General features: G+C 69.7%; 2 protein-coding genes. Both read right to left on the bottom strand.

Going from position 1 to position 2297, the window contains the following annotated elements; translation table 11 throughout:
- Positions 1-1027, bottom strand: a 1027-nt coding sequence (locus M3N57_02590) for a hypothetical protein (protein MDP9021586.1), incomplete at its 3' end; no start/stop codon positions are given.
- Positions 1024-2297: glycosyltransferase (locus M3N57_02585; protein MDP9021585.1), on the bottom strand; the 1274-nt coding region annotated here is incomplete at its 5' end. The genes M3N57_02585 and M3N57_02590, both read right to left, overlap by 4 nt.

The raw sequence follows: 2297 nt of genomic DNA, 5'->3' as shown, positions 1-2297 counted from the left end.
GGGACAGGTACGGGTCGATGTCGCCGCGGGTGAAGAGGCGCAGGCCCGCGATCAGCTCCGCTCCCACGTCGTCGTCGGGGAACGCGGGGAACTCGGCGAGCTTGCCCAGCGCGACGAGCGCCAGCATCGTCATGCGGCACTTGTGGCAGCGCCCGCAGTTGAGGGACTCGCCCGCGTCGGTGTTGCAGACCCGCAGGTAGCGGCGGGCGACGTCCCAGTCGGCGATCGCCCTCAGGCGTGCAATACGGCCCACCTCGACACTGGCGTGCAGAACCTGCAGCGTCTGGCTGCTGAATGCGTGGTCCACGAGCGGATGAGACCCCAGCGGCTCCAGGTCCTGCTCGCCGACCCAATGGCTCGAGGAGATCGTCGCCTCGGTGAGCAGGCCACCGATGGCGTGGGCGACCGAGGCGAGCGCCGCCCCATACCACTGGGAGCGCCAGAACGTGCCGTCCGGGTCGAGGGAGCGCAGGTTCGTGGAGGGCCGTACCACCTCCAACCCGGTCGCCTCGGCGATGCCTCGGATCGCCCGGTGGAAGCCCGTGCTGCGGTAGTCCTCGATCCCGTCGACGGTGAGCGCCAGGGCGAAACGGTGGGGGTGGCCGACGGGGACATGGCGATGGTTGCGGTACAGGGTGTAGAGGGAGTCGAGGCCTCCGGACAGGAACAGCCCGGACCGGTAAGCAGCCGGCGGTCGGACGTCGCGGTCGAGCGGTGCCTCGATCCGCAGCTCTGGGCGGTCGCGGTGGTACCACTGACGCAGCCACGCCAGGGCCGTCCGCACGCCCTCCACCAGCCGGGGGCAGGTGTTACCGGCCAGCAGAAGGCGGCGCTCCCCGTGATGCTGTGCCAGCACCCCGCAGGCCACCAGGAAGGGGTCGGCCCGAGGGCTCATCGCCGTCGCATACTCGGCGGGCACCGCGTACCACAGCTCACGGCTCTCCCGAGTCCGGTCCTCCCAGGACACGTCGGCGACCAGCCGGACGTCGTCGTGCCGCTCCTCCAGGCGTACCGCGTCGACGATCACGGCCGCCTCGTTCGCGGCGTCGTCGTCTCGTTCCGCGCGGCGCTGATGCTGTCGGTCAGGTCGAAGGCCACCAGCCGGTCGTTCGTGAGCACCGTCCGGTACGACGCACGCAGATACTCTGTGAAGTGCCCGTAGTGGTCGAGCCACCAGAAGGACGGCCAGGCGAAGGCGATCACGGTCGCCCCCTCGGCGCGCATGCGCTCCAGCTCGGCGATGGCCGTGGCGTCGTCCGGTGGAGGACCCCACGACAAGCCTCCCTGCTCGAGGAAGGGCAGGACCTCCAGGCCAGGCGCGACCACGTTGAGGTTCAGTTGCTCGTCGTGGACCAGGATCAGCTGCCCCTCTGAACGGGCGACGGCGGCGAGATCGGTGGCGGTGGCGGCCAGTCGCTGGCGGTAAGCCAGCTCGGCGGCCACCTGCCGCTGTGGGTCCGGCTCGCTCACATAGGACCGGCGCGTCTCGACGACTCCCATGGCACTGGGCGGGTCGATGAGCTGCCAGCGCTCGGCGACGCGTTGGTAGTCCTGCGCGTAGGACTCCGGGTCCCACTTGCGCAGGTAGAACTCCCGCTCCTCGGCGTGGATCGGCGGCGGCGGGTGGAAGGAGACGACGGCCGCGGGTTCCAACACCGCTGCGAGGCTGTGGGCGTGCAAGGCCAGGCTGACGTCCATCTCCTCCTGGGCGCTGATGGAAGGATCGAACAGGCCGGTGCGCTCCAATACCTGACGCGAGAACAGCATGCAATGCGTCTCGATGAAGTCCACGCGGCGGCGCGCTGCTCTGCGGTCGCTCTCCTTGGAGTCCGGCCGTGGCTCGATCCGCAGGCCCCCGCCCTCCTGGGTGCCGACCGCCGCGATGGTGTGCAGACGATCGTCGAAGTGGACCTGCTCGAACGGGCCGAACCGCTCCACTATCAGAGGCGCCGCCACTCCCACCTTCTCCTCCTCGCAGGCCGCGAGGAGCCTGCTCAACCACCCGGGCTCGACGAGCACGTCGTTCTCCAGGAAGCAGATCCAGTCGGCCGCGGTGTTGGCGGTCACGACGTTGCGGGCCTCGTTCGGCAACAGGATCTCGTCCGTGGACGGGCGCACGACGTCCGGCCGCCCTTCAAGGACCCGGTCCATGTCCGCACGGAAACGGGCAGGCGTGCCGGCATCGACGACCACGAGCTCGAAATCCTCCGGTGTGCACGCGAGCAGGCGCTCGAGCACCTGACCGGCCATCGAGAAACGCTCACGGGGCACGAGTCCTACCGCGACGCTGACCATTG

Source organism: Actinomycetota bacterium (assembly GCA_030776725.1).
Taxonomy (GTDB): domain Bacteria; phylum Actinomycetota; class Nitriliruptoria; order Nitriliruptorales; family JAHWKO01; genus JAHWKW01.
The sequence above is the reverse complement of the archived record's forward strand: the minus strand, read 5'-3'. Positions and strand labels throughout refer to the sequence as shown.